Below are 26,506 nucleotides of genomic sequence, written 5' to 3'. Positions count from 1 at the left end.
GTGATCCTTTATCTCCTTCAGCGTCTGTCGAGCGCGGCGGTCGTCGTCTATGGCGCGGTCACGCTCATCTTTCTCATTCTGTTCTGGCTGCCCGGCGATCCGGCCGAGTTCGTCGCCGGGCCGGACGCCGATCCGGCGACCGTCGCCGCGATACGCGATCGCCTCGGCGCGGACAAGCCATTCGTCGAGCAATATATCGGTTATGTCGTCCGACTTGCGCAAGCCGATCTCGGCGTTTCCTTCACGACGGGCGAGCCGGTCTTCGATCGGCTGGCGGAGCAGGCGCCCGCCACCATCGAGCTCATGCTCGCCGCCGGCTCTCTGGCGCTCGCGAGCGGAATTGGTCTCGGCGTCGTCAGCGCCGTCAATGCCGGCCGATGGGCCGATTACGCGATTCGATCGTCGCTGCTTCTCTTCGCATCCATGCCGCCCTTCTGGCTCGGCGTCTTGCTGATCCTCTTGTTCTCCGTCACCTTGCGCTGGCTGCCCGCGGTCGGCAATGGCGCGGCGGCGCAGCTCGTGATGCCGGCGTTCTGTCTCGGCCTCATCGCCGCTTGCCCTCTCGCGCGTCTCGTTCGCGCCAATGTTCTCGAAGCGTTGCACGAGCCGTTCGTCGTCGCATTGCGTGGCAAGGGTCTCGGCGAGAGCGCGGTTCTCTACCGCCATGTTCTGCGCAATGCTCTGGCGCCGGCGGTCGCCGTGTTCGGCGTTCTCATCGGCGAGATGCTTTCCGGAGCGGTTGTCGTCGAGACGATTTTTGCGCGCCAGGGTCTCGGCCGGCTGCTCGCGGAAGCGGTCGGAGGCAAGGACATTCCGATGGCGCTCGGAGCGACGCTGCTCGCGGCGGTCGTCTTCTGCATCGTCAATCTTCTGACGGATGTCGTCCATCGACTCATCGATCCGAGGATCGAATCTTGAACCGGACAGTGGGGCCGCGCGAGGCGCGGGAATCGATCGCGATCGCGAAGGACGAGGCGTCGGCATCGACGCGCGAACGCCGAAATCCGCCTTGGTCCGTCGCGGTGGCGCTGCCGGCGCTCGTCATCGCGGTGATCGCGCTCTGCGCGCTCGCGCCGGATTGGCTTTCGCCCTATGACCCGACCGATTTCGATACCGATGCGATCCTGCGCCCGCCGAGTCTCGCCCATTGGATGGGGACGGATCACTTCGGTCGCGACGTGCTCAGCCTCGTGATTCACGGCGCGCGCCGCTCCGTCCTGATGGGCGCGCTCGCCGCGCTGCTCGGAGCGGCGCTCGGCGGCGCGATCGGCCTCGTCTGCGGCTATTTCGGCGGCGCGCTCGATCTCGTGGCGATGCGTTTCGTCGATCTGTGGCTGTCGGCGCCGCCGATCCTGCTCGCCATCGTCATCGCCACTGCGCTCGGGCCGGGCTTTTGGAGCATCATCCTCGCCGTCGGCGGAGTGGGCGCGCCGCGCTATGCGCGACTGATGCGCGCGCAGTCGCTCGCCGTCGCGCGTCGCCCATTCATCGAGGCGGCGCGCGCGATCGGCGTCGGCGATGGCGCGATCCTGCTGCGTCACGTGCTGCCGCATGCGTTTTCCGCGCTGCTCGTCATGGCGACGTTCGGCGTCGCGGATTCCATTCTGACGGGAGCGGCCCTCGGCTTCATCGGCCTCGATGTCGTCGACGACTGGCCGGATTGGGGCTTTCTCACGCATCAGGGCCGCGGCTATATCACGGTCGCCTGGTGGTTCGCCGCCTTTCCCGGCTTCGCCGTCACGGCGCTCGTCATGTCCGTCAATCTCCTCGGCGACGCGCTTCGGGATCGGCTCGATCCGCGTCTCGAAGCGCGGGAGCCACGATGACGCGGCTCGAGATCGCCGGGCTTTCGGTCGCTCTGCAAGGGCGCGGCGCCCGTCTCGAGGCGCTCGACGCGATCGATCTGACGATCGGCGCCGGAGAAACGGTCTGTCTCGTCGGCGAGTCCGGCAGCGGCAAGACCGTGACGGCGCTCTCGGTGCTGCGCCTCATCGATTATGCGGGCGGCGCGATCACATCCGGCGAAATTCGCTTCGACGGCCGCGATCTCGCGCTCCGAACGCAAGAAGAGATGAGCGCGCTGCGCGGCCGACGGATCGGCGTCGTGCTCCAGGATCCGATGACGGCGTTCGATCCGCTGTTCACCATCGGCAGCCAGATCATCGAGGCGATCCGGCGGCATCGACGCGTCGGCGCCGCGGAGGCGCGGCGGGACGCGATCGCTCTGCTGCGCCGGACCCGCATCGCGGATCCAGAGCTGCGCATAGATCAGCTTCCGCATCAATTATCGGGTGGGATGCGTCAACGCGCGTCGATCGCGATGGCGCTCGCCTGTGGCCCCGATCTGCTGATCGCCGACGAGCCGACGACGGCGCTCGACGTGACCATTCAGGCGCAGATCCTGAGGCTGCTGCGGAAGCTGCAGAGCGAGACCGGCATGTCGCTGCTGCTCATCACCCACGATCTGGGCGTCGCCGCCGAGATCGCCGATCGGATCGTCGTGATGTACGCCGGACGCATCGTCGAGGACGCTCCCGCGGTGGAGCTGTTCGCGCGGCCCGGGCATCCCTACTCCCGGGGACTTCTGCGGTCCATTATCGGCGAGGCTGCGCCCTCCCGCGCGCCGCTGCCCGCCATTCCGGGAGGAATTCCCGGCCTCGCTGCTCTGCCGACCGGCTGTCGGTTCCATCCGCGCTGCCCGATGTCGAGCTGGCGTTGCTCGGTCGAGACGCCGCCGCTCGTCGAGACAGGCGCCGCGCGGGTCGCCTGCTGGCATCCGCATGAGGAGAGCCCGCGCCTCGCGGCCTCGGTCGCGGAGCCCGCGCCACGAAAGGCGGTGCTGCCGGCCTCGGCGGCGCCGCTGATCGAAGCCGTCGCGCTCGGCCGGCATTATCCGATCGGTTCTGCTCGACCGGGCGCGCGGCGGGCGAGCCTGCGCGCCGTCGAGGATGTGTCGCTCGCGATCGCGAGGGGCGAGACCTTCGGCCTCGTCGGCGAATCGGGAAGCGGCAAGTCGACGCTCGGCCGCTTGCTGCTGCGATTGGAGAGGCCGAACGCCGGGCGCGTCGCCTTCGACGGCGTCGATCTCGCGCGGCTCGGCGGACGGTCGCTGCGACAGATGCGGCGCGACATGCAGATGATCTTCCAGAATCCGCACGGCTCGGTCGATCCGCGCTGGACCGTCGGCGAGATCGTCTCCGAGCCACTCGCGACGCATGAGAGGGGGACCGCCGCGGAACGGCGGGACAAGGTCGCCGAGCTGCTCGCCGAAGTGGGACTCGATCCATCGCTCGCAAGCTCGCATCCGCATCGATTGTCCGGCGGCCAATGTCAGCGCATCGCCATTGCGCGGGCGATTGCGTTGCGTCCGCGCTTCATCGTCGCGGACGAGGCCGTCTCGGCGCTGGATGTCTCGGTTCGGGCGCAGATCGTCAATCTGCTGCAGGAGCTGAAGGAGCGCCTCGGCCTCACCATGCTCTTCATCGGACATGGGCTCGACGTCGTGCGCCATGTTTCCGACCGCATCGGCGTCATGTATTTGGGTCGGCTCGTCGAGATCGGCCCCGCCAAGACGCTCTTCCGCCATCCGGCGCACCCCTATACGAAGGCTCTGCTCGCGGCGATCCCGAAGCTCGATCCGCGTCTTCGCGGCGGCCTCTCGCCGATCGAGGGGGAAATCCCGTCTTCGGTATCGCTGCCGTCCGGCTGCGCCTTTCACCCGCGCTGCCCAGCCGCGACCGCGCGCTGTCGCGAAGAGACGCCGACTCTCGTTCCGATGGACGAGGATTCGCGCTCTGTTGCTTGTCATGTCGCAGCCTGACGTCGAAGCGCTCCGACGAGGGCTCGCAGATTCAGATGGCGATGAGGGCTGACGAGCGGCGACCGGGCGCGGCGTCGAGCAGTTCCCGAGTGTAGGGATGGGTCGGATCGCGGAAAATTTCGGCGGTCGGCCCCTGCTCGACGATTCTGCCTTTGCGCATGACGACGATTTGATCGGCGATAGAAGCCACGACGGAAAGATCGTGTGACACGAGAACATAGGCGACGCCGAGCGCGTGTTGCAATTCATCGAGCAAAGCGAGAATCTGCGACTGGATCAAGACATCGAGCGCCGAGACCGGCTCGTCCAGGAACACCAGATCTGGCCCCGGCGCGAGAGCGCGTGCGATCGCGACGCGTTGTCGCTGGCCGCCAGACAATTCGCGCGGATAGCGGCTCGCTGTCTCGCGCGGAAGCTGGACGAGATCGATCAGTCGGCTCGCGGCGGCCCGCAACCCCGCGCCCTTTTCGAGCCCGAACGAGATCAGCGGCTCGACGACGGATTCGGCAATGGTGAATCTCGGATCGAGCGAGCCGAAAGGATCTTGCTGGACGAGCTGAATGCGCCGACGAAGGGGCCGAAACTCGGGCCAGCTCAATCGGCCGATGTCGCGATTCTCGAACAGCACGCGGCCGCTGCTCGGTTTTTCGAGGCCGAGCGCGATCCGACAGATCGTGGTCTTTCCGGAGCCCGATTCCCCGACGATCGCCGAGGTTCTGCCGGCGTGGACGGTGAAGCTGACATCGTCCAGCGCCGTCGAAGCGCGCGTCGGCGCCCCCGGCGTCGCAGCGGCAAAATGCTTGGACACGCCCTCGAAGCGCAGGAGTTCGACGCCGGGGGGCCTGCTCGCGCGTCGAGCGCCGAAAACGCCTTTCCCGTCGAGAGCCGGCGCGGCGGCGATGAGCGCGCGCGTATACGCCTCGACGGGCGCCGTGAGAATGGCGCGAGGCGGACCTTGCTCGACGATGCGGCCATCCTTCATGACGAGGACGCGATCGGCGCGATCCGCCGCCAGGCCGAGATCATGCGTGACGACGAGAAGCGCGACGCCGCGTTCCCCGGCCAGTCGAGCGAGATGGTCGAGGATGCTCTTCTGGACTGTCGAATCGAGCGCGCTGGTCGGCTCGTCGGCGATGATGAGGGCCGGATTTCCGGCGACGGCGATCGCGATCAGCACGCGCTGGCGCATGCCGCCCGACAATTGATGCGGATATTGCCGGGCGCGGAGCGCCGGCTCGTCGATGCCGACCTGCTCGAGAAGCGCGATGGTTTCGGCGTCCGCTCGGCGGCCGCGCAGGCCGCTCGCTTTCGTCACCGCCTCGCCGATTTGTCCGCCGATGCGCATGGTGGGGTTGAGACCCACCATCGGATCTTGCGGCACGAAGCCGACGATTTTGCCGCGCAGGCCCAGCGTCTCCACATCGGCCATCGAGACGGACGAGCCGCCGTCGACCGAGATGTCGCCGGCGAGAATCCGCGCATTGGCGGGGAGAAGGCCGAGGATCGCAAGAGCGATGGTGGATTTGCCGGAGCCCGACTCGCCGACGACGGCGAGCGTCTCGCCGCGCCCGATCGAAAGCTCCACATCGTGGACGGCGGCGACGAGCGATCCGCCGGCGCGATAGGCGATGGACAGGCGTCGGACGCTGAGAAGCGGCGGGCGGATGCTCATGGCCGCCTGTCCTCGAGCGTCCGCGCGATATGATTGGCGGCGAGAACGACGGTCATGACGAAGAGGCCGGGAATCAGCGAGAGCCACGGGGCCGTGACGAGAAAATTACGTCCATTGGCGATCAGCGTGCCCCATTCCGCCGCGGGCGGCGCGGCGCCGAAGCCGAGAAAGCTCAAGCCGGCGACGGCGATGATGGCGACGCCGAAATCGAGCGTCGCGAGCACGATCACCGGTCCGCAGGAATTGGGCAGAATATGGCGCAGCAAGGTCCGCGCGCGACTGGCGCCGCCGAGTCGGGCCGCTTCGACATAGGGGAGCGTCTTGACGCGCAGCACTTCGGAGCGCGTCGTGCGCGCGAAGCCCGGCATGATTCCGACCCCGACCGCGACGGCGACCGGAATGGTTCCGAAGCCGATCGCAGTGATGATCGCGAGCGACAGGAGCAGGCTCGGCAAAGCCAGAAGCACGTCGATGAAGCGCATGATGGCGGCATCGGTCCATCCGCCGGCGAATCCAGCGATCACTCCGAGCACGAGGCCAGCCGAGAAGGCGATTCCGACCGCGATCGAGGAGGCCTGCACCGACAGCGAGGAGCCATGGACGATGCGCGCGAACAGATCGCGGCCGAGCTCGTCCGCGCCGAACCAATGCTCGGCGCTCGGCGGCGCCAGTCGATCGGCCGGTGCGGTCAGATAGGGATCATAGGATGTGAGAAGCGTCGGCGCCGCCGCAGCGACGAAGACGAAAGCGAGGATGGCGAGGGAAAGGACGAGGCCCGGTCGGCGCAGCAGGAATCCGAGGCGCGCGGCGCCGCTCGCCGATCTCCGCAGTCCCATCGCGAGCGCCACTCGGCCGCCCGCGACGCGAAGGCGAGCCGTGGACTGTTCGGATCGCGTGTCGTCAACCATTATCGTCATCCTTTCGGCGCATGGACGATACGCGGATCGAGAATCGGATAGAGAAGGTCGACGAGGAGATTGACGAACACGAAGCCCGCCGCGGACAGCGTCACCACGGCGAGCACCACCGGAATGTCCTGCCGAAGGACCGCTTCTTCGGCGAGGCGTCCGACGCCAGTCCGAGTGAACACCGTTTCGATCAGAACGGCTCCCGAGAATGTGTTGCCGATCTGGAGGCCGACCAGCGTCACAATGGGCAGGGCGGCGTTACGGAAGGCGTGCCGGAACTGCACCTCGCCTCGGGTCAGGCCCTTGGCGTGGGCGGTGACGATGAAGGGCTCGCGTGAAACCGCCTCGAGCCCGCGGATCAAGAGCTGCGCATAGATCGCCGCGCTGTAGATCGACAATGTGAAGGCGGGCAGGATCAGCGATCGAAAGCCGTCGTTTCCGGCTGCCGGGAGCCAGCCGAGCGTGAAGGCGAACAGATGAATCAGCAGCAGCCCGAGCCAGAAGCTCGGAAGGGAAACGCCGAAGGCCGGGAGACGGGCGAGAAAGCGGCCGAGGGTAGGGGAGCGCACAGAGGCGGCGAGATAGCCGAAGCCGACGCCCTCGACGATCGAAAAAACGACGGCGAGCCCGCCCAGCGCGAGCGTTTGCGGCAGTCGCTCCAAGATCAATTGCGCGACCGGCGCGTTCTTGCTCGCCGAAAAGCCGAAGTCGCCATGGAGGGCGTTCCAGAGAAGCTCGAAATAGCGCTCGAGCGGCGTCCCATCGAGGCCGTAGAAGATTCTCGCCTCGGCGATTTCTGCAGGAGACAATGCGTCGATGTCCCGGCCCGCGGCGTTGAGCAGAATGGCCAAGGGATCGCCGGGCAGCAGATAGAGAATGAGATAGGCGATCGTATAGGCGCCCATGAGCACGAGTAGAGCTTGAGCGGTCCGCGAGAGGAGATAGCGCGTCACGGCGTTCGCCTCACGCTGCCCAATGTCGCGAAACCTTCGGCGGTCCATGCGAACCCGCTCACCTTGCTGGAGAGCGCCGCCTGCCAGACGCGCTCGAAGAGCGGAAAGGCGAGGTTATTGTCGATGAGAAGATCCTGGAGCTCGCCATAGGCGCGGGCCCTGTCGTCGTCGCGGGTCGCCACAAGCCCCGCGTCGAACAATTTCTCCGCCGCAGGGCTGATTTCTGGCGGAAATGCGTTGCGCGCCGCGGCGCGGCTGCCCGTCGGCGCGAAGCGCGGATCGAGAACGCTCTGCAGCACGATCGGATCGCCGCGCGTCAGATAGAGCCCCACCAGATCGTATTTTCCGGCGGAGAGCGCCGTGACCATCTCGCCCGGAACCAGAAAGCTCAGCTTCAGCTCGATCCCGACCTTCCGCAACTGATCCTGAAGCAGAAGATCGCCGGCGGTCTCCTTGCTCCAGAGAACGTAGAGCAGCGACAGGCGCTTCCCGTTCTTGTATCGGTAGCGATCCTTGCCGAGCGTCCAGCCCGTCGCTTCGAGCAGCCGCGCCGCGCCGTCCGGATCATAGGCCAGCTTTTCCTTCTCGGATTTGAAATAGGGCGTGGTCACGTCGAGAACGCCTTGCACCACGGGGAAGTCGTCGCTGTAGACCGTCCTCGCATAGCTCGTCCGGTCGATGGCCTTTTGCACCGCCTTGCGCAGGCCGGGATCGCCGAGCAGTCGTCCGCCCGCTACATTGGGATAGAGATTATAGGCCGGTCCCGGCAGCGAGCGGCTCGCGATCGCGGCGCCCTTGCCTTTGAACACGCGAATATCCGCCTCGCTGAAAGGATCCCTCGGCCAGAGAATATCGGTCTCTCCGAGAGTGAACTGGCCATTACGGATGCTGGCCTCGGGCACGTAGCGGACCTCGATCCGATCGAGATAGGCCTCCCCGCCATTGTCGACCGCATGTGACGCCCAGCCATAACCCTTGCGTCGGACGAGCTCGAGCCCGACTTCCGGCGTGTAGCTGGCGAGGACGAAAGGTCCGGTGCCGATGATCGCGCCGAGAGATCGCTCCTTGGCGCTGCGCTTGTAGGATTCGGGCGCGAGAATGGCCAGCGTCGTCGTCGACGTCGCCTGCAGAAAGCCGGCGTTCGGCTTCGACAGGACGATCTTGATCCTGTGGGGATCGATCACTTCGGCATGGTCATAGCCTTCGAGATAGGCCGCGCCGAAGGCTCCGGGGGAGGTCACGAGAAACGCCTTGTCGGCGTCGAAGGCTGTCTTCACCGCTTCGGCGTCGAGGGGCTCGCCATTGCTGAACGTCACGCCCTCGCGCAGCTTGAAGAGATAGCTCGCGCCGTCGGCGCCGGCCTCCCAGCTCTCGGCCAGCCAGGGAATGATCTTGCCCGTGGTCGGATCTTGATCCGTGAGCGATTCGACCACATTGCGCAGCACCACGCGATGCTCGATCCAATAGACTTGGAACGGATCGAGGCTGGTGAGAAGCGGATTATCGGCGTTGAAGGCGATGCGCAACGTCGCGGCGCGCGAGCCCGCGCCGATCGCTTGCTCGAGGGACGCTGCGACGAACGCCGAGGCCGCGAGCGCGACAATCGTCGCGGAAGCGGCGTGGCGGCGAAACATACGAATGAAACATCGACGCAAGCCTCTCACCTCGGCGCTCCTGCTCTCTGCGACCAGCGCTCCGCGTTGCGCCATGGTCGACGGACCTTCATGAATCATAGCCTGGAAGCTCCCTGTCGAGGCGACGTAGGAGCGCCGCCCAGGCGAGCCGGTCGTGGTTGGTGATAAAATCGTCGCCGAGGCGTTCGAGCTGGCGAGCAACTTCCGCCTGCGCCGCCTCGGGCGCGATCAGCACATTCTCGCGCCCGGCCGAGAGCGTCCGGATTTGCGCGGTCGCCGCGCGCTCGAGCGACCAGATGTCGAGCCAGGTCCGAACCGCCGTCGCACCGAGCGCCAAAGTCCCGTGATTGCGCAGCAGCAGCAGCGACTTCTCGCCGAGGTCAGCGACGAGACGCGCGCGTTCGTCGAGATTGAGGGCGACGCCTTCATAATCGTGATAGGCGAGGCGAGGGAGGAGCGCGAGCGCGCGCTGATTGAGCGGCAGCAGCCCCTCCTTCTGCGACGACACCGCGACGCCGTCGTCGGTGTGGAAATGCGCCACGAACCGCGCATCCTCTCGCGCCGCGTGGATCGCCGAATGGATCACGAATCCCGCGTAATTGATTCCATGCTCGCCCTGCAGCACATTGCCGTCGAGATCGATCTTCACGAGATTCGACGCCGTCACCTCGCTGAAATAGAGCCCGAACGGATTGAGCAGAAAATGGCGATCCGGTCCCGGAATCCGCGCCGAGATATGCGTGTAGAGGAAATCGTCGTAGCCATGGAGCGCCGTCAGCCGATAGAGCGCGGCGAGCTCCACGCGCGTCGCCCACTCCTCGGGACCAACGTTTCTCTCGAGTCCCTCCGATTCCGAAACAATGAAAGCGATCGCGCTCATCTTGTCGGCCCTTCTGTGCTCTCGAGTTCGCCGGTCGAGACTCCCCGGACAACGTCCCCCGATGATTTCGATCGATCCACCCGCCGCGCCCCGCTCTGGTTCACGCATCGGCATCGTCTCTGCAATCTGAGGCGCGGCAAGCGGCGCCGTGATCTCACACGTTCGGCGACGATGTCGCCGTGACGAGACATTCTGATTCACCCCGTCGCCGCCTCGAGTGGGTCCACATTCATTGTCACCACGACATCGTCGTCCGGAAAATTTCAAATTTCTGATCGCTTCGGTTGAGGAAACTCAACGAAGAATGGACGGCCCCCATCGCGCCTTGCCGCCATATTCAGAATGCATAGCGGATCGACCCGACGATCGAGCGCGGGTCATTGTAGCCGACGGCCCAATAGGCCGGCTGACCGAGACCCGTTCCCTTGGTGATCGGCTGATAGGTGTAGTTCTGCGCGAATCGTCGGTCGAAGAGATTGTTGACCGCGAGCTTGAACGTCCAATGGTCGTCCGGCGTCGTATAGGAGCCGAACAGGTTGACGAAGGCCTGGGGCGCGATCTTGACGATCGGATTATTGATGATATCCGTGTAGTAGGACGTTTGCGCCTGCACGCTGCCGCTGATCTTGAATGTTCCCGGCAGATCGACCGGAATGCGATAGGTCGCGTTGATGCTTCCCTGGAACTTCGGCGAATAGGGAAGCCGCGAGCCCGAATGGGCGGCGGTCGGATACACATAATTCGCGCCAAATGGCGAATTGGCGAGCACGGCGTAGGTCGTCGTTCCCGCGTAATAGTCGAGCAAGGCGTCGAGATAGCTTCCCGTCGCGCCGATCTCGAGATCGTCGTTCGGCCGCACCGTCGCCTGCAGCTCGACGCCGTTCGAGCGGCCGTGGCCGGCGCTGAAGCGATGTGTGGTATTGGTCGTCGGATCTAGCGCCGTCGCCTGCACGTTCTGGATGTCGTTCCAGAAGGCGGCGGCGTTGAAGATCAGCCGGCTGTCGAACCAGGAAGATTTGAAGCCGAACTCGTAAGTCGACAGCTTCTCGGGCCGATAGGGGATCGACGCCTGTGTCACGGATGCGATCGTCGGTCCCTGGGCGCGCATGTCGAAGCCGCCATCCTTCGTGCCTTGGGAGAAGGATGCGTAGAACTGCAATTCCGGCGTCGCCTGATATGAGAGGACCACCTTCGGCGAGCCGGTGAGCCACCCGGCCTTGTCGCGCACGCTCCAATTCAGCACGCCGCGCGGATTATAAAATGCAGCGAACGGGTCTGTTGTCGTAAAGGCGCCGCCCGCGAGCGACGACGAGGTCTGACCATTCACGAGCGAGTAATTGTAATCGTTGTTCCACTGCTCCTGATAGTTGATTCGACCGCCGAGCGTCAATCTCAGCGCGTCGGTGAAATGATAATTGCCTTCGCCGTAGATCGCGTAGGTGTTCGTGATCTGCCACAGCTCCTGCATATTCGGCAGATAGGTCGTGGCGACCTGTGGGTCAGCGAAATAGTTGGTCGTTGTGGCCGGATTATAGGCGTTGGCGCGGCGGCCGGAGAACCATTCGTCGTGGTTGAAATAGCCGGCGACGCGGAAATCGAGCTGGTCATATTCGCCGTTCAGTCGAATCTCCTGCGAATAATTGCGGTCCCAGTAGTGCAGCCAGTTCGAGTTGCGCGCCCACAGGTCGCTCGTGTTGTCATAAAGCGCGACCTGATCGAAATAGCGGAATTGCGTGATCGATTTCAAATTCAGATTGTTGTCGATCCGGTAGCCGATCGACAGCGCCCCGCCGACTTGACTGAAGTCGTTGTATGGATAGAGCGGGTAAAAAGCCGTGCTCGATGAATTTCCAGCGATGGAGCGATTGTTGTACGACTTCGTCTGTCCATTGTCGAACTCACCGTCGATCTGGAGCTGCACCTCCAGTTGCTCCGTGGGCGTCCAGCGCAATTTTCCGAGCACTGTGTTGAGATCGATATTGTTGCCCCTGTTGTTCGTGACGAGATTTCGAACCGTGCCGTCTCGTTCGCGATGGCTGTAAGAAATGCTGCCGAACAATTCGTCGTCGATGATCGGGCCGCTGCCGAGCACGCTGAATTTACGCTCATTGTAATTGCCGTAACCGGCTTCTCCGATGAGGCGAAGCGTGTTGTCCGGCTTGCGGGTGATGATCTGGATGACGCCCGCTTCGGCGTTGTGCGGCGCATTCGTGTCCTGCGGCCCGGGACGCGCTTCGATGCGCTCCACATCGAGTAGGTCGATCTGCGATCCGAGCAGGCGCGGGAAATAGGCGTCGTCGAGATAGACGCCGACAGATGGCGTTCCCTGCGGGTCATATTCGCCGATGCCGCGGAAGAAATAATTGGAGTTGGAAGCCGTCACCGCGGAACGAAACTGCGTCAAGCCGGGCACATAGCCAGCGAGGTCGCGTGTGTTGGCGATGTTGAGGTTTTCGATTTTCCGGGAATCGAAGCGCGTGACCGCCGCCGGCGTCTTCTGGACATCAGGGCCTCGGCCGCTGGAGCCGACCTCCACGTCGGGAACGACCGTTTGCTCGGACGCGGCGCGAGGTTCCGCGCAAGTCGAAGACGCGTCGACGAACAAGAGACCGAACCCCGCCGCGACCCATTTGCGACCATTACGACGCAGACGCATGACAGACTCCTTACTTGTCGGAACTCGCACAGTCTTTTGCATGGTCGATCGGATGCAAAAAGTAAGTAATTCTCAATTCGACATGCGAAAAATAGAAACAGACGAAATCAACCCGACTATCGATCCTGTACAGACGAAATCATTCGCCGAGCATTCGGTCGAAGGGAATTTCGGCTCTTCGATCAGCGCAGCGCGGCGGCGCCGGCGGCTGCGAGAACGGTGTCGCTCTGTGGCGAGTGGATCCGGCTGCAGAGCACGTCCCGATAATGACGTTGCAGCGGATTGTGACGGGAGAGCCCGTGATTTCCGGTCAGCGCAAGCGCTTTCTCGACAGCGGCGATCGAATTATCGGCGACGGTGCATTTGAGCAAGCTCGTTTGCGTCGCCGAAGGCGCTACGCCGCGATCGACGGCGGCGGCAGTCGAAAAGAGCAGCGTCTCGTTGATGTAGAGAAGCCGCTCGATCTCGCCGAGCGCCTCCTGGAGGCGCGGAACCGTGGCGAGAGACGCGCCGAGATTGGTCGGCTTGCGCCGCTTCAAGAATTCGATGAACCAATCACGCGCGGCGCGCGCGACGCCGTCATAGATGGCGGAGAAGAGAACGAAGGTCCAGGCGAGCTCGACGCTGTCCGGCTGCGCCCATTCCTCGGGTCTGCGAATGTCGAGCGCATGATCGTCGGGAATGAAGACATCGTCGAAGGTGACCTCGTCGCTCGCGCTCGCGCGCATGCCGAGATGATTCCAGCTCTTCACGACGCCGACACCCTCGGCTCCGCGCGGCGTCACCCACACGCCGACGAGAGGAGCGTCATCGTCGCTACGGGCCCAGACCGCGTTCCAGGCGAGATAGCCGGCGCCCGTGCTGTAGATTTTACGTCCCGTGAGGCGCCAGCCGCCGGTCACCCGCCGGGCGATCGTCGCCGGCAGGCCGCCGCGGACCGGCGTGCCCAGCTCATGCTCGACTCGCAGCACATTGATGAGCGCGCCATCTTCCACGGCGCTCTCCGCGATGCGCGCGCGCAGCCGCCAGGATGGCGCATCGCGATCGAGACGCAGCAGGGGCGAATGGAGGAGATATTGAAGCGCGAGAGTGAGCCCGGTGTTGGGCTCTCCTTTCGATAGGGCGGAGACGACCTTCAGCGCTTCGACGAGGCTTCCGGCCGAGCCGAACGGCGGCGGAACGACGGCGCGGAAAAAGCCGCGCCGATGCAGCTCGGCGAGATTATCGACTGGAAATCGCGCCGTCTCGTCGAGGGCAGCGGCGTCGAGCGAGAATCTCGCGCCGAGTTCGATGGCGGCTTCGACGATTGCGGGATCGGGCTCGATCCTGGCTGAGCTCATGGCGTCAATATCCGATTTCGGGGCGGACCTGTTCGGCGAGCGGCTCGCCGGCGAGAAATCGCGTGAGATTTGCGAGGAACTGTCGGACCAGCAGCTCGCGGAGCGGCAGCCCGCCGTAGGCGACGTGCGGCGAGATCCGCACGCGCGGATGCGCATACAGCGGATGGCCGGCGGGCAGAGGCTCCGGCTCGGTCACGTCGAGGGTCGCGAAGCCGACGCGCCCGCTCTCGAGAGCGGCGAGAAGAGCGGCATGATCGACGACGCCGCCTCGCGATATATTGACGAGATGCGCGCCGGGCTTGAGCGCCTCGAAGGCACGCGCATCGAGCAGATGGCGTGTCCGAGCGGTCAGGGGCAACAGGACGGCGACATGATCGGATTGCGCGAGAAGCGGCTGCAGCTCCGTCAATTCGACGCCGGGGACGGGGCTCGGCGCGTCGGTGCGGCGATGCGCCAGAACGCGCAGGCCGAAGGCTTGCGCCCGCTTGGCGACTTCGATCCCGATCGAGCCGATGCCGAGCAGGCCGAGGGTCTTGCCGAACAGCGCGCCGAGCTCCGGCGGCGCGCCGCTCGGCGGATCGGTGAGCCAAATTTCGGAAAAGCGCTTCTCGACCGCCAGCAGGCTGGCGATGACGAATTCGGCCAAGGGAATCGACGTTGCGCCGCGTCCGCACGTCACCACCGGCGCATCGAAGATCCATGGAGGAAATTCATCGACTCCGGCCGAGACGGCCTGAACCCAGCGCAGATTGCCGGGCCAGCCGGAGGGCTTTTCCGGCTGTGCGATTCCTCGCGGCGGAATGGCGATCAGCGCATGCGCCGCGTTCGGAACATCCCAGAAATTCGCAGGCGACAAGGCGGCGAGCGCGACGTCGGGCGGCAGCAACGGCGTTACGTCGGCATGAAATCTCTCGCCGAGCTGGTGAGCGACGAGGACCGCCGAAGTGGTCGCAGACGACCCCGTCATCACGCCGACGAGCCTTTCTCCGGCGTCGCCGACGTCGGCGCTTCGTAAAGCAGCTCGTATTCACGAAAGATCATGGCGGCCGCTCCGTTCGTTACGTGAGCCGACGGCACTATACCGATCGACGGATAGCGAAATAGCCAGTTTTTCTTCAGCCATTCATGATTGGTTTTCAACTATTCGGCGGCGATGGGCCTCGGGACCGCGCGGGGCCGTCGGCCCGCGCGCGCGGGCTCCGGGAACAGCGCCGGCCCGAGCAACGCGCCTTCCGGCAGATGCGCGAGCAGAGATTCGAGCAGCATGGATCGCAGATGCTCGAGCGCTTCGCTGCGGCTGTTGGGCGTGAGCAACAGTGACAAGGGCGTCACGCCGGCGATCGGCGGCAGGCCGCTGCGCTCGTCGAGCACGCAGAGCGACGCCGGCAATTCGAACGCGGTGCGGACGGTCACCCCGAGTCCTGATTCCAGAGCTCCCCAAAGCCCGGGGAGGCTCGGACTGGTGAAGGAGACTCGCCATGGGAGGCTTGCCGCGTCGAGCTCTGCGATGCCGAAATTGCGGAACATGCAAGGGGCGTCCAGCAGAGCGAGCGGCAAGGGCTCCTCCGGACGAGCCACGAAGCCGCGCGGGCCGATCCACGCCACGGGAAGATAGGCGACGGCGTCGGGCTCGTCGCAGGCTCCGCCGATCTCCCCGAAGACGAGGGCGATATCGACCGCCCCCTGCGCGACCTGCTCACGAAGATCGCGACTGCGTCCGATGACCGCCTCGAAGACGATATGCGGATAGGCGCTGTGAAACGGACCAAGGACGCTGGTCAGCCATTGATCCGCGAGATCCTGAGGCAGGCCGAGCCGCACCGAGCCCGCGACTGCGCCGCCGCGCGTCGCCGTGACCGCCTCGTCGTTCAACGCCAGAATTCGCCGGGCATAGCCGAGCAGCACGTCCCCCGTGTCGGTGAGCGCGACGCCTCGGCCGTTCTTGCGGAAGATCGCGTGCCCGATCTGATCCTCGAGCTTCTTCATCTGCAGGCTGATCGCGGACTGAGTGCGGCCGAGGCGGCCGGCCGCTTTGACGAAGCTCCCGAGGTCGGTGGCGACGACCAATGAGCGGAGAACGTCCATGTCGAGGTTGATCGGCAACATCATGCAGACTTTCTTTTGCGACGCGCGTACGCAACAAATTGCTTTTACGGACCGCGCGAGGCGTCCGGCATCTCTGTAGACAAGGTAGCACCCCGAGGGATATTAGTCCACAATATCGGTCATCTATATATATTTCAGCGTGGGCTCCGTTTCGGTTCGGGAGCCTCCCGGCGCCAGTCCGCATCCGGGACGTCGTCGGCCGTCGCAAGCGACGCATCGGTGCAATCGAGTGTTCCTGCCAAAGCTTCGGAGAAATAGCGCGCTTCCACGGAGCCGCGCTTCCCCGACGCCTGGAGAGCCAATTAGCTTTTCTCAAGCGTCTCATTTGACGAATGAAATATTCAACATCTCAAAATCTACTAATCTAGATGGGTAAGACGGTCGCCCGCGAGGGTACGGGGCTCGGATTTTCAGTCACGGAGGCTCGCATGCCAGTCCAATTCATCGGCTTCGTCCATTATCAGGAGACGTCCGAGAGTCTCGAGCCGAGAGGTCCTGCGGTCCAACCCGATTTCGTGCGAGACTTCGCGCGGGCGCAGGAGGACGCCGGTTTCGATCGCGTGTTGATCGGCTACGCCTCGAATGTCGGCGACGGCTTCGTCGTCGCGCAGCACGCGGCGGCGCATACCACGCGACTCGGCGTACTCATCGCTCATCGCCCGGGCTTCGTCGCGCCGACTGTCGCGGCGCGCAAATTTGCGACGCTCGATCAGTTCACCAATGGCCGTGTGTCCGTCAACATCATCAGCGGCAGTCACGATGCGGAGCAGCGCCGTGACGGCGATTACCTGTCGCATGACGAACGCTACGAGCGCACGGCGGAGTTCGTCGATGTCCTGAAAGCCGCCTGGACCAGCGAAGGGCCGTTCGATCACGATGGAAAGCATTATCGCTTCAACGATAATTTTTCCCCGGTGAAGCCCGTCCAGAAACCGCATATTCCAATCTATTTTTCCGGCTCGTCGGATGCGGCGATCGCTGTCGGCGCGCGTGTCGCGGATGTCTACATGTTGTGGGCGGAATCGCTCACCGGAACGCGCGACCAGATTTTGCGCATCAAGGCCGCCGCCGCAAAATACGGACGAGCGGAACAGATTGGTTTCAGCCTGTCCGTTCGGCCGATCTTGGCCGATACCGAGAAAGCCGCTTGGGACCGAGCCGAAAGCATTTTGGCGCGCGCCAAAGCGCTGGCCGGCGCGAGCCCGGCGCCTCTTTCCAGCCTCAGCCGTCTGAAGCAAGGCGCCCCAAGCAATGTCGGCACGATTCGTCTGCTGCGAACCGCGGCGGAGGGGCCGGTCGTCGACAAGCGCCTGTGGACCGAAATGGTCTCTCTGCCGAATGCGAGCGGGAACACCACGGCTCTCGTCGGCACGCCCGATCAGGTGGCGGAGTCCTTGCTGGATTATTACGATCTCGGAGTGACTCGATTTCTCTTGCGGGGATTCGATCCCTTCTCCGACGCCGTCGACTATGGCCGGGCGTTGATCCCCATCGTGAAGCTGGAGGTTGCCGGTCGCGACGCCGATACCGCCGTCACCGCCGCCGAATGAACGAGACTGTGGTCCGTTGACGCATTCACGACGGGCGCTCCTCCCTTGCTCTACTGGATCGAACGCCATTCCGCGCGCTTTCGATCGTCATGCTGCGCCGGGCCTTCGTGGCGAGGCCCGGCTTCTCGATCGGCGGTCGGACACAAGTGACAGTCGCAAAATTGTTTCGACACGCATGACTTAATTGGAGACACGTCATGTACGTAGGGCATTTCGCGCTCGGATTGCTCATCATCGCCAAGGCGCCGAGGGTGAAGCCGCTGCCGATCCTGCTGGGCGTCGGTCTTCTCGATATCGTGAATGGCTTGGCGGTCATGACAGCCATCGACCACGTCACGCCGAATCTCGCCAGCGGACCCTATCTGTATTTCGATTTGACCTTCATCGATTGGGACCACTCTTTGCTCATGGCGATCATCCTGTCGGTTTTGTGGGGCTCGCTGTTTTATCGTGACACGCGCCTGGCGCTGCTCGCCGGCGTCGCCAGCTTCTCCCACTTCCTGCTCGACCTGCCTTTGCACAACGGCGATCTCGCTCTCTATCCTCACGCCGAGCGCCATCTCGGCGGGGGCCTCTGGGCCAGCTTGGGAATCGGGTCCTGGCTACTGGAAGGCGTTTTCTCCACGCTGCTCGTCGTCTGGGCTTGGCGACTCGCCGCGAGACGTGGAGTGAGCCTCGCTTGGCCGGCAGTCTTTCTCGCTGCGCTGTTCATCCAATTGTCACCATGGCTTTCTCCGACGAAGTTCATCGCGACATTGCCGGAGCCATATACGCATCTGCTGCTGGGTCTCGTCATCACGCTCGGCTTCATTGTACCGGGAATCGTTCTGACCATTCTCGTCGTCGATGCAGAACGAAAAGGTCGGCAGAGCGGAGTGGAAGAGGGCATTGCGGCACGAGCCAAATCGAAGCAATCCGTTTCATGAGAAGCCGAGGGCACCGCTGTCGTGAATCTCTCTCTTTGCAAGAGTTCGAATGAACCGCTGTTCTCGAAGAGCAGGAAACGGCCATTTTGATCGCATGAAGAGGCGCAGACGCTATGACCTTTCAAAAACCGATTACCCCGCAAATTCTCCATAAGGACAATGAGGACGACGTTCTGTTGAGCAATGTTCGCGCCCTGATCCCAGCTCATATCGAGCGGGAACTGGCCGATTTGATCGTCCATGATTGGGGCCCTGAAGATCGACGATTATTCTTCGACTCTTATCGATCAGAAGAGCGGCGGTATATTCTCCGTAGCGTGCCAGGATCGATCGACTTGAGCGCCGCGACAGCTCTGCAGGAGTTCGAATTGAATCTCGCTGAATTTTATCGCCGAGAAGGTGAGCATCTGCATCTTGCCGCATCCTATCTGCCGGCGAGTGTCGAGGAACATCTGCGACGAATATTTCTGCCCAACGTAATGCGGGTGACTGACGAAGACGCTACGACTTTGGCGGCTAGGCTCGCCGAAACTGAGCGATGGGAAGAAGCGCGAGTCAACTCATATAGAATGTTGAACGACACCAAGAACTACTTTTTTTATCGAAAATCGCATGAGCATGTGCCCGGTCTGATGCTCATCGAGGTCGCGCGGCAAGCTATGTATCATTATTTCTATAGCGCGAGCGGTTACGATCGCGGCGAGGTGTCGATTTCCATGTCGGAGCTCGATGTGCGGTTCTCTTCCTATGTCGAGTCGACTTACGCAGTCGACGTGTTGATTAGCCAGACCGAAGGCATTGCCCGCAAAACACCGAAATTCGTCGACAAGATGGCGAGGTTTTTTCAAAATGGACGAGAGGTCGCGAGAGTCCGCCTGCGGGGCGGAGCGATGAAAATGCCTTTGTTCAAGCGCATGCGCGTATTGAACTTTCCCGACAATCATTGGTTCACGCCTTCCGATCGCGTTCTTCGCAATGTGCTCGTCGCTACCGATGGGCGGCTCTCGTTGCGCGCCGATCTTCAGATGCTTTCGCTGAAGGGCGTTTCTGTAAGAAGCTCGGCTGCGCTGGAGGGGAGTAGCGACGTCAAGAGTGTATCGATCCACATTGATGGCGTCGGGTTTCTCTCCCTTCCGATCGGCGCTTTCGACGTGTCCGAAGATCGCGTTGTGCTGAGATTCGACACCTTGTCTCGTGAGCAATCAGTCGCGTTGAAAGAAGCGATCAAGTCCCATTTCTTTTTCGCGGCGGAGGAAGATTTTGTCTCAACGAGCGCTTCTGAGACCAAACCGTTGAGTTCCGGAAACCTGGCGGCGCCGCGCTATGAAGCCATTTCCTGAGGTGAGCGCGCCGATGACGCTTGGGCGCCTGCTCCTGAAGAACCGCATCTATTTCGCGCCCATGGGCCTCGACATGGCCGACTCACTTGGCTGCATGTCCGAGGAATTGGAGCAGTTCTACCGGGGCGTCATCGACGGAGGCAGCGCGATGGTCGTCCTCGGAAATTCCTCTATCGACCCATCGACTCGCTTACACGAGCGCGGTCTTTGCCTGCATGATGCGACACAGGCGCGAAGGCTCGAACCGCTTATCGCCTATGGAGCGTCTCGCAATTGTCCGATCATTATTCAATTGCAGCATTATGGAGCGCAGGGCAGCACCCGATTTACCGGCCTGCCTCTGCTCACGCCGAGCGCGCCGAAACAGCATGGGCAACGCGCCCCTGGAGAATATAGGACGTCACGCATAATGGATGTTCATGACATCGTGGCGGTGCGCCGCCAATTCGTGCGCGCCGCGCGTCTCGCGCAAAGCGCGGGCGCTGAAATGATCCAACTGCAGGCGTCGAACGGATATCTTCTAGGCAGTTTCTTGTCGCCTTACACTAACCAACGCGCGGACGCCTATGGAGGGTCTGCTCTACGCAGAGCGCGCTTTCTCCTCGAGGTCGTCGATGACATTCACGCTGCAACTCATGGCGGCATCGATATATCCGTGCGGTTGGGAATCGACGACTGCCTCGGTCCAGAAGGACAGCAACCGCATCTTCTGGGCGGCGTGGTTCGTGCACTCGAGCGAGTGGGCGTGGCCGCGATCATGTGTTCAATGTCGATCGCCGAGACGTTCCATTATCTGATACATCCGACGCCGGAAAAGAAGCGACGTTTGATCGAAGGAGTCCGGCATATACGCGCGCATACGTCATTGCCGATTGGCTTCGCGGGGTTCACAGCGTCGATCGAGCAGGCCGAAAGCTTGCTCGCGGATCGTACAGCGGATCTGATCGGCATGACCCGTGCGATCTTCGCAGACAATGATCTCGTCGCAAAGTCATTGGCGGGTCGGCAAGGCGCTGTCGACGCATGTCATTTCGACGGCAATTGCTTTCGTGACAAGAGCAACCCGGCTCTCGACAGAGTGTATTGCTGCGTGAATCCGAAATACAAGCGCCCGGATCATGTTCGGTACGCGTGAGGAGGTGAGAGTGTCATTCGTGGGAAAGACGAGCCTCGTAGTCGGCGGAACGGCGGGACTAGGATTCGAGATCGCCAGGAAGCTCGTGGAGCTACAAAGTCGTGTCGTGATCATGGGACGCCAGAGAGAGAAGGGCGAAGCCGCGGCTAGTACCCTCGGCGATGATGTCCATTTCATCGAATGCGACGTCGGAGACTCGCGAAGCGTCGGCGACGCCTTCGATGCTCTCGCGGAGCGACACGAATTGCATTTCGCGGTCAACAACGCTGGCGTCACCGGCCCTCACCGCCCGATCAGGGGCACGGATCCGCGCGACTGGGATCGGCTCATTCAGGTGAATTGCAGCGGGCCATTCTACTGTCTGCGTCGCGAGATCGAACTTATTCGCCGGACAACCGGCGGCGCTATCGTGAATGTGTCGTCCTGCGCCGGACGTCTCGCCATCCCCCATCAGGCGGCTTATGTCGCCGGCAAGGCCGCGTTGAACCTTCTTACGCAAGTAGCCGCGATCGAAAACGCGACCGACCATGACGGTGGGTTCGCGGTGCGCGTGAACGCCATTGCGCCCGGGCCAATTCTCGGGGGAATGAACACGGCCGAGCGATTGGCCGCAAATCCGGAAGGCACGAAGCGAAAGATCGATGTAACAGCAATGAAGCGCTTCGCGCGTCCAGAGGAAGTGGTCGACAGCATTATTTATCTCCTCGGACCAGGGGCCGCATACGTCACTGGCGCTATTCTCGATGTCGATGGCGGCTATCACGCGGGAAAATTCTGAGAGGCGAAGGTGCGGACAGTTTTCATCACCGGAGCGAGCACGGGGATCGGGCACGCGCTCGCGAAGCTCTATTTGTCTCGGGGCTTTAGAGTGTGCAGCGTTTCGCGACGCGCGCCCAAGGAATTGGCCGATCATCCGGATATGATCTTCGTCCAATATGATTTGACCCGTTGCGACGGGATTCCGGCCATGGTCGATGAGCTGTTGAACCGGGCCGAGAACGCCTCTCCGGAGATCGTGTTTCTCAACGCGGGCACATTCGGATCGCCGCCGAAGCGGGCAGACGAGACGCCGATCGTCGAGTTTCAGGAGATTTTGGCGATCAATCTGGTGGCCGTCAAAGCCGTTTTGGACGCTTGCCTGTCTCGCGCCGAACGACCGCGATGCGTGGTGTTCTCGGCATCGATTTCAGCGCTTCGGCCCCGCGCCGGCATGCTGTCCTATGCTGTGTCCAAGGCGGCAATGAACGCCTTGGCGCAAGTCTATGGCATCGAAAATCCGGATATTTTCTTTGCGGTTCTCGGCCTTTGCAATGTCGACACCAAGGTCGCGAAAACGATCATGCAGGCCGATGACCGCTTCGACGATCTCGTGGCGCTACGTGGTCGGGCGAAGAAGATTCCCGGATATCTATCGTCTCCGGACGAACGCGCGCGACATCTCGCGGCAATCCTCGAACAACGCACGCAGCTTGGATTGCAATCGGGTCTTTTCAAAGAGATTCGGGAGTTGATCCATTCTTGTTCGAACTGACGAATAGATAATGCACCTCATTTGCACACTCATGCCAAATCGGAGATCCAGTATGTCTCGCATCCAGAACGTTGCCGGCACGGCCTTCGTCGCCGCGGAGTGTCGCGCCGAGGAAAATCTCGAAGATCATCCTCTCTATCGTGACCCTATCGTGCATTTGTTCCTGGATGAGGAATCGAAGCGTGCGGCTGATCGCATTTTCGTCTCCTTTCCGCAATGGAAGGCGAGTGTTCGTGTGAGAACCCGCTATGTCGACGACTGGCTCGATCGGCAATTGCAGATCGGCTTTCGCCAAGTCGTGATCCTCGGCGCCGGATTGGACACTCGCGCTCAAAGAAAAGCCTCGTCGGGGGTCACCTATTTCGAGATCGACAATGGCGCGACGCTCGCTTTCAAAAGCGCCCGCCTGCAAGAGAACGGGGTGGATCCGGGAGCGGTCTATATTTCCGGCGACTACATCGCGGATGATCTCCCCACGCTTCTTCGGCGTAATGGTTTCGATTTTTCACAGCCGAGCCATTTTATCTGGGAAGGGAATACGGCCTATCTCGACGCCTCGGCGGTTTCGCTCGTTCTCGACTGTATTGCGCAAAATGTACTGCGATTTTCGATTTCTTTTGATTATGTCGCACAGGAATTGATCGCCAACGAAACCGGTGATCCGGAGACGGCCGCGGTCGTGGCGCGTTTTGCGGCGATGGGTGCGCCTTGGACCTATGGCGTCAGTGATATCGGGTCGCTCGCCGGCAAAATCGGCGCTCAGGTCTCCGATCGATTTTCCATCGCGGAGCTTTATCGACGCTATTGGCCAGGCAAGACGCCGGATTCGCGAATATTCGATTATTATCGGATATGCACTCTGGAAGGTGGACGAGGCGATAGGTCGCGGATGCCGTCCGCAGAATTCGGCCTCAATCCGTCGAATGACGAATCGTCACTCGTGTCCTAAAAATTACTGCTTTGTCGATAGGCGACGACCTCCGTTAGGATGACGATCGGTAAAAGCGGCGAGAGCGGCCGGAAGTCGTAACGAGGCCTTCGAAATGGACTTCGAACGACGGCGAGGGCGTGGAACTCGATCGGGTCTAAGAATTGTCTGCACGTATCTTGTTCGAAATCGCGAGCGCTTGCCGAGGCAGAATATCGAATGTGGGGCGTCATGTCGGAAATGGGTAGCTTGTCGCGTCGTGAACTGCTTGCTCTGATCGGATCCACAGCCGGGCCAGCCGTCATGACCATGGCGATGTCCAGCCTCGGACTTGCCGGGCAGTCGAATTATCGCGCCGAGCCTGATCTCTCTGGCGCGCCGAAGGGCGTACGCGTGCTCGTGCTCGGCGCCGGGCTGGCAGGGCTCATCTCGGCCTATGAGCTTCGGAGGGCGGGCTATCAGGTAGAGGTGCTGGAATATAATTCTCGCGTCGGCGGCAGGAGTTGGACGCTACGTGGCGGTGATATCTATACGGAGCTAGGCGGCGAGACGCAGAAAGTCGACTTCGACGAAGGGCTCTATTTCAATCCGGGGCCTTGGCGCATTCCCCATCATCATTATGCGATCCTCGATTATTGTCGGAGGTTCGGAGTCGCCCTCGAGCCCTTTGTCCAGGTCAACCACAATGCTTTCGTCCACAGTTCGAAAGCGCTTGGCGGGCGGCCAGTTCGCTATCGCGAGGTAGCGGCGGATTTTCAAGGTTATGTTGCCGAACTTCTGGCCAAGAGCTTAGGCCAATCCAAGCTCGACGAAGCGATTGACAAGGAAGACAAGGAAATATTGGTCGAGGCGTTGCGTAATTGGGGCGCGCTCGACGAAGAGCTTCGTTACTCGGCGAGCTTCGCGGCGAGCATGCGGCGCGGCTTCGACAAGCCGCTCGGCGGTGGGATCGATCCGTTCCCGATAGTTTCGAAGCCGTTATCGCTGGAGGATATTTTGCGCCCTGGCCTCTGGCAGTGTCTGCTGCCAGGATCGCTTCAGCTGTTTCAGACGACTTTGCTCCAGCCGGTGGGTGGAATGGACCAGATCTCGAAAGCAATTTATCGCGAACTCGGGGATATTGTTCGTTTCGACGCCAAGGTCGTCGCCATTCGTCAAAACGAGCATGGCGCGCGTGTGGCTTATGAGGATTTGCGCGAGCGTGGTGATATCCGTGAGGTCGCAGCTGATTGGGTCGTCTGCACGATTCCCTTGTCGATCCTGAGCCAAATCGATTTCGATGCGAGCGACGCCTTGAAGGCCGGGGTCGCGGCGGTGCCATACGGCGCGGCGGTCAAGATCGGCCTCCAATTCAAGCGCCGATTTTGGGAAGAGGATGATTTCATCTTCGGCGGCGTTACAACGACCGATCTGCCGATACATCAGATCGGCTATCCGAATTCGGAATTTCTGCGGCGCGGCAAGGGCGTGCTGCTCGGCGCCTATGTCTTCGGTTCGCCGGCGTTGGAATATACTTCGGTTCCGGCGGCCGAGCGGGTGCGGCGCGCGGTGGCTCTGGGCGCTCGGATTCATCCGCAATATCCGAGCGAATTTGAGAACGGCGTGGCCGTCGCTTGGCATCGCGCGCCCTTCGCGCTCGGCTGCGCGGGCCTTTGGAGCGATGCGGCGCGCGCCGAGCATTACCGGAATGTCGCGGAGATAGATGGTAGGCTTGTGCTGGCGGGTGAACATGTTTCGCTGCTGCCGGCGTGGCAGGAGGGGGCGGCGCTTTCTGCGCTCGATGCCGTCACTCGTCTGCACAAGCGCATTTTGGAGAAATCCGAGCATGTCGCAGCGAAGCATTAGAATTTTTTCCGCGCTCGTCGTCAGCTTCGCGGCAGGGATTTTCACACTCGCTCCTTCTGTGAACGCTCCACGAGCGGCGAGCCGAGGCCTCTACATTCTTCTTCCCGAGGCGTCTTTTGAGACGATGCGGCGCGGGGACGAGATATATGCGGTCGTCTGCGCCGGTTGCCATCTGCCTCACGGCGAAGGAGCGATCGGCGCCGGCCGCTATCCTTCGCTGGCGGGCAGCACGAAGCTCGAGCATGGAGCCTATGCGATCGACATCGTCCTCTCTGGAAAGGGTGCGATGCCGCCGTTCAAAGAACTGCTGGATGATGCTCAGATTGCTGCGGTTCTGAACTATGCGCGCGGCGCAGCGTTCGGAAATGCATTTTCGCCGATTATAATGGAAGCGGACGTGCGGCGTGCGCGTCATTGACGCGCAGCCTTCATTCGGAGGACGACATGACGAAGGCGTTGCGAATTCTTTCCATCGGGACAGTCGTGGCGACATTCGGCGGCGTCGCGGCGCGCACGGAGGAGATCGTCCGCTATCCTCTGCCGACGCCCATCGCGCCAATCTCGCTCGGCGTCGAGGTCCCGGCCGGCAAGGCGCTGGTGTTCCTGAGCGGTGCTGTGCCTTTCTCATTTCCCGATAAAGACGGCAAGACGGCGCCGCCGCTGATAGGTACGCAAGCCCAAGCAAAATTCACGCTGGAGCGTATTCGTCAATCTCTCGAAGCGTTGCATTTGACGCTGGCCGATGTCGTATTCCTTCGAGCCTATCTCGTCGGAGACCCAGCGACCGGCGGCAAGCTCGATTTCAATGGCTTCAACGCTGCCTACAAGCAGTTCTTCGGAACCGCCGAGCAGCCGGCTCTGCCGGCGCGAACGGTCGTCGAGGTCGCGGGGCTCGCCAGCCCGGAATTTCTCGTTGAGATCGAAGTCATCGCCGCGCGCCGGTAACGTTGTGGCCACGCAGCAGTCGATCGCTATCGAGATCATCTCAAGGTTTGTGATTTTTTATACGCTACCTCGGACGGAGCATGAACGCTCGTTCGATCACGCCGCGTCTTCCAGATAGATTGTTGAGGGACCACGCCCTCCACCAATCGCAAGAATCGGGTGTTGTGGGTCCCCGCACAATCAACTCGACTTGCACTCGGCCCGCCTCTCCGGCGGGCCTTTTGCTTTCGGGGGAATGGCAACATGGGGCCGGCGGCCTTTGATCGGCGCGCGCAGAGTACAGCTGATGCCGCTACGAGCAACGGCGGTTTGCCTGGCGATAATCGCACTTCTCGCC

General features: G+C 62.3%; 23 protein-coding genes. 13 read left to right on the top strand and 10 right to left on the bottom strand.

What is annotated here, in order from left to right; genetic code table 11:
• The 3 genes from FMZ75_RS13110 to FMZ75_RS13100 are packed head-to-tail and all read left to right on the top strand — an operon-like array spanning position 1 to position 3,820.
• The gene (locus FMZ75_RS13110) at positions 1–918 is read left to right on the top strand and encodes an ABC transporter permease (RefSeq protein WP_166143372.1); all 918 of its coding nucleotides are present in this window, start codon (positions 1–3) and stop codon (positions 916–918) included.
• Entirely contained in the window at positions 915–1,826 is a 912-nt protein-coding gene (locus FMZ75_RS13105) for an ABC transporter permease (RefSeq protein ID WP_207783432.1), read from the top strand. The genes FMZ75_RS13110 and FMZ75_RS13105 overlap by 4 nt, the downstream gene beginning before the upstream one ends.
• A complete protein-coding gene (locus FMZ75_RS13100; RefSeq protein ID WP_166143370.1) occupies positions 1,823–3,820 on the top strand; it encodes an ABC transporter ATP-binding protein in 1,998 nt (665 codons plus the stop codon). Before FMZ75_RS13105 ends, FMZ75_RS13100 begins: the two co-directional genes overlap by 4 nt.
• Before the next feature lie 31 nt (positions 3,821–3,851).
• On the opposite strand, the gene FMZ75_RS13095 is transcribed toward FMZ75_RS13100, so the two are convergent.
• From FMZ75_RS13095 to FMZ75_RS13050, 10 genes are all read right to left on the bottom strand, one after another.
• Positions 3,852–5,492, bottom strand: coding sequence for an ABC transporter ATP-binding protein (locus FMZ75_RS13095; protein WP_166143368.1), 1,641 nt, complete (start codon positions 5,490–5,492; stop codon positions 3,852–3,854).
• Positions 5,489–6,328 carry an ABC transporter permease gene (locus FMZ75_RS13090; protein ID WP_166143366.1) on the bottom strand — a complete coding sequence of 280 codons (840 nt, stop codon included), beginning with the start codon at positions 6,326–6,328 and terminating at the stop codon, positions 5,489–5,491. Before FMZ75_RS13090 ends, FMZ75_RS13095 begins: the two co-directional genes overlap by 4 nt.
• Before the next feature lie 77 nt (positions 6,329–6,405).
• The gene (locus FMZ75_RS13085; RefSeq protein ID WP_166143364.1) at positions 6,406–7,353 is read right to left on the bottom strand and encodes an ABC transporter permease; all 948 of its coding nucleotides are present in this window, start codon (positions 7,351–7,353) and stop codon (positions 6,406–6,408) included.
• Entirely contained in the window at positions 7,350–8,987 is a 1,638-nt protein-coding gene (locus FMZ75_RS13080) for an ABC transporter substrate-binding protein (protein WP_207783431.1), read from the bottom strand. Before FMZ75_RS13080 ends, FMZ75_RS13085 begins: the two co-directional genes overlap by 4 nt.
• A gap of 88 nt (positions 8,988–9,075) precedes the next feature.
• A complete protein-coding gene (locus FMZ75_RS13075; RefSeq protein WP_166143360.1) occupies positions 9,076–9,867 on the bottom strand; it encodes a class II aldolase/adducin family protein in 792 nt (263 codons plus the stop codon).
• Between the two features lie 337 nt (positions 9,868–10,204).
• Positions 10,205–12,523, bottom strand: a complete 2,319-nt coding sequence (locus FMZ75_RS13070) for a TonB-dependent receptor (RefSeq protein WP_166143357.1) — start codon at positions 12,521–12,523, stop codon at positions 10,205–10,207.
• Positions 12,524–12,705: 182 nt separating this feature from the next.
• Positions 12,706–13,863 (bottom strand): acyl-CoA dehydrogenase family protein, encoded by a 1,158-nt coding sequence (locus FMZ75_RS13065; RefSeq protein ID WP_142863604.1) that lies wholly within the window; start codon positions 13,861–13,863, stop codon positions 12,706–12,708.
• 4 nt (positions 13,864–13,867) lie between these two features.
• On the bottom strand, positions 13,868–14,830 hold the full coding sequence (locus tag FMZ75_RS13060; protein ID WP_142863603.1) for an NAD(P)-dependent oxidoreductase: 963 nt from the start codon (positions 14,828–14,830) through the stop codon (positions 13,868–13,870).
• Positions 14,830–15,003, bottom strand: coding sequence for a hypothetical protein (locus FMZ75_RS13055; protein ID WP_166143355.1), 174 nt, complete (start codon positions 15,001–15,003; stop codon positions 14,830–14,832). The genes FMZ75_RS13060 and FMZ75_RS13055 overlap by 1 nt, the downstream gene beginning before the upstream one ends.
• Positions 15,004–15,972 (bottom strand): LysR substrate-binding domain-containing protein, encoded by a 969-nt coding sequence (locus FMZ75_RS13050; protein ID WP_142863602.1) that lies wholly within the window; start codon positions 15,970–15,972, stop codon positions 15,004–15,006.
• A gap of 425 nt (positions 15,973–16,397) precedes the next feature.
• Between FMZ75_RS13050 and FMZ75_RS13045 the strand changes: the two genes are divergently transcribed.
• The 10 genes from FMZ75_RS13045 to FMZ75_RS13000 all read left to right on the top strand — a co-directional run bounded on the left by FMZ75_RS13045 (position 16,398) and on the right by FMZ75_RS13000 (position 26,169).
• The gene (locus FMZ75_RS13045; protein ID WP_166143353.1) at positions 16,398–17,519 is read left to right on the top strand and encodes an LLM class flavin-dependent oxidoreductase; all 1,122 of its coding nucleotides are present in this window, start codon (positions 16,398–16,400) and stop codon (positions 17,517–17,519) included.
• Positions 17,520–17,716: 197 nt separating this feature from the next.
• Positions 17,717–18,445, top strand: a complete 729-nt coding sequence (locus tag FMZ75_RS13040; RefSeq protein ID WP_166143351.1) for a hypothetical protein — start codon at positions 17,717–17,719, stop codon at positions 18,443–18,445.
• Between the two features lie 113 nt (positions 18,446–18,558).
• Positions 18,559–19,785, top strand: coding sequence for an AfsA-related hotdog domain-containing protein (locus FMZ75_RS13035; RefSeq protein ID WP_166143349.1), 1,227 nt, complete (start codon positions 18,559–18,561; stop codon positions 19,783–19,785).
• A complete protein-coding gene (locus tag FMZ75_RS13030; protein WP_166143347.1) occupies positions 19,769–20,920 on the top strand; it encodes an NADPH dehydrogenase in 1,152 nt (383 codons plus the stop codon). The genes FMZ75_RS13035 and FMZ75_RS13030 overlap by 17 nt, the downstream gene beginning before the upstream one ends.
• Positions 20,904–21,698 carry an SDR family NAD(P)-dependent oxidoreductase gene (locus FMZ75_RS22160; RefSeq protein WP_370464716.1) on the top strand — a complete coding sequence of 265 codons (795 nt, stop codon included), beginning with the start codon at positions 20,904–20,906 and terminating at the stop codon, positions 21,696–21,698. The genes FMZ75_RS13030 and FMZ75_RS22160 overlap by 17 nt, the downstream gene beginning before the upstream one ends.
• Positions 21,699–21,707: 9 nt before the next feature.
• A complete protein-coding gene (locus FMZ75_RS13020) occupies positions 21,708–22,451 on the top strand; it encodes an SDR family oxidoreductase (protein ID WP_142863596.1) in 744 nt (247 codons plus the stop codon).
• A 52-nt stretch (positions 22,452–22,503) separates the two neighbouring features.
• Positions 22,504–23,400 carry a class I SAM-dependent methyltransferase gene (locus FMZ75_RS13015; RefSeq protein WP_166143415.1) on the top strand — a complete coding sequence of 299 codons (897 nt, stop codon included), beginning with the start codon at positions 22,504–22,506 and terminating at the stop codon, positions 23,398–23,400.
• Positions 23,401–23,598: 198 nt separating this feature from the next.
• On the top strand, positions 23,599–25,224 hold the full coding sequence (locus FMZ75_RS13010) for a flavin monoamine oxidase family protein (RefSeq protein WP_166143345.1): 1,626 nt from the start codon (positions 23,599–23,601) through the stop codon (positions 25,222–25,224).
• A gap of 124 nt (positions 25,225–25,348) precedes the next feature.
• Positions 25,349–25,642, top strand: a complete 294-nt coding sequence (locus FMZ75_RS13005; RefSeq protein ID WP_158273652.1) for a cytochrome c — start codon at positions 25,349–25,351, stop codon at positions 25,640–25,642.
• A gap of 26 nt (positions 25,643–25,668) precedes the next feature.
• Positions 25,669–26,169: a Rid family hydrolase gene (locus tag FMZ75_RS13000; RefSeq protein WP_166143343.1), complete on the top strand. Its 501-nt coding sequence runs from the start codon at positions 25,669–25,671 to the stop codon at positions 26,167–26,169.
• The last annotated feature ends 337 nt before the right edge of the window (positions 26,170–26,506 follow it).

Origin of the sequence: Methylosinus sp. RM1 (assembly GCF_011378635.1) — a bacterium.
GTDB classification, from domain to species: Bacteria; Pseudomonadota; Alphaproteobacteria; order Rhizobiales; family Beijerinckiaceae; genus Methylosinus; species Methylosinus sporium.
The sequence above is the reverse complement of the archived record's forward strand: the minus strand, read 5'-3'. Positions and strand labels throughout refer to the sequence as shown.